Source organism: Microcystis sp. LEGE 08355 (genome assembly GCF_015207185.1).
GTDB lineage: Bacteria > Cyanobacteriota > Cyanobacteriia > Cyanobacteriales > Microcystaceae > Microcystis > Microcystis panniformis.
In genome coordinates, this window is the sequence record NZ_JADEXI010000828.1 from 1 (window position 1) to 1555 (window position 1555).

The following is a 1555-nucleotide window of genomic DNA, read 5'->3' on the forward strand; positions in this document are numbered from 1 at the left end:
GCAGCTTAACCATTTCCCCTTAACCCTTACTGCTCCCCAGAATATCACCTAGTTTTTGTATAAATTTATACCCGACTATTTTTATCGGGTATATTTGACACCAAGATTTTGCCAGTGATAGGATGCTTGTAGATTCAGTTGACGGCAAGACAGGAAAATCATGACCCTAGCGACAAACATCGAAACCTCAAAATTCATCCCCACCTTTACCCGCTTGGTTTCTAAGGAAGGAGGGACTTCTTACCCCCTGAAAGCGCTGAATATCTGCGAAGAAACCTTTGCCCCCCTGGAAGTGGACTACGATTACGACCTCATCCGTCGCACCGTCACCAGAGAAAGCATTCAAGCAGGTCCCAATTCCATCTGGCGCTATCGTTCCTTTTTGCCGGTAGAAAGTGAAAATCCCATCGATGTGGGTACGGGTATGACTCCCCTAGTTAAATCCCACCGTTTAGCCCGGCGCTTGGGTCTCAAAAATCTCTACATTAAAAATGATGCCGTCAATATGCCCACTCTCAGCTTCAAAGATAGAGTGGTATCCGTCGCCCTTACCCGGGCCAAAGAATTAGGTTTTACCACCGTTTCCTGTGCTAGTACGGGAAATCTGGCCAATTCCACCGCCGCTATTGCCGCTCACGCCGGTTTAGACTGTTGTGTTTTCATTCCCTCCGATTTAGAAGCGGGTAAAATTCTCGGAACCCTAATCTATAATCCCACGGTAATGGCGGTTAAAGGCAATTACGATCAGGTTAACCGTCTCTGTTCAGAAGTGGGCAATACCTACGGTTGGGGTTTTGTCAACATCAATCTGCGCCCCTACTATTCCGAAGGTTCCAAAACCTTAGGCTTTGAAGTAGCCGAACAATTAGGCTGGAAACTCCCCGATCATATTGTCGCACCTTTAGCCAGTGGTTCGCTCTTTACCAAGATTTATAAAGGCTTCCAAGAATTCATTAAAGTCGGTTTGGTGGCAGATAAAGCAGTGCGTTTTAGTGGCGCTCAAGCGGAGGGTTGTTCCCCCATTGCCCAAGCTTTCAAGGAAGGACGGGATTTTGTCGCCCCAGTTAAACCCAATACTATCGCCAAATCGATCGCTATTGGTAATCCCGCCGATGGTGTTTATGCCCTTGATATTGCCCGTAAAACTGGCGGTAATATTGAATCCGTTACCGATGCCGAAATTATCGAAGGTATTAAACTTTTGGCAGAAACGGAAGGCATTTTCACGGAAACCGCGGGCGGTACGACTATCGCCGTCTTGAAAAAATTAGTAGAAGCGGGTAAAATCGACCCCGAAGAAACCACGGTCGTTTATATCACTGGTAATGGTCTAAAAACCCAAGAAGCGGTACAGGGTTATATCGGTGAACCCCTGTTAATCGAACCGAAATTAGAAAGCTTTGAACGGGCTCTCGAACGTTCCCGCACCCTCGAACGCCTCGAATGGCAACAGGTTCTCGTCTAGAATTGATGTTCGGGGATGATGGGGCGATTAAGCTAAGACGCATTTTAACCGCCTATCCTTAGATTGGCTCAATCTTCCCCCCCCTTGCCC

1 protein-coding gene is annotated in these 1555 nt (G+C 47.3%); it reads left to right on the top strand.

The annotated features are described in order from the left end of the window. Nucleotides 1-160: 160 nt before the first annotated feature. Entirely contained in the window at nucleotides 161-1465 is a 1305-nt protein-coding gene (gene thrC, locus IQ242_RS24440) for a threonine synthase (protein ID WP_193961737.1), read from the top strand. Nucleotides 1466-1555: the final 90 nt, after the last annotated feature.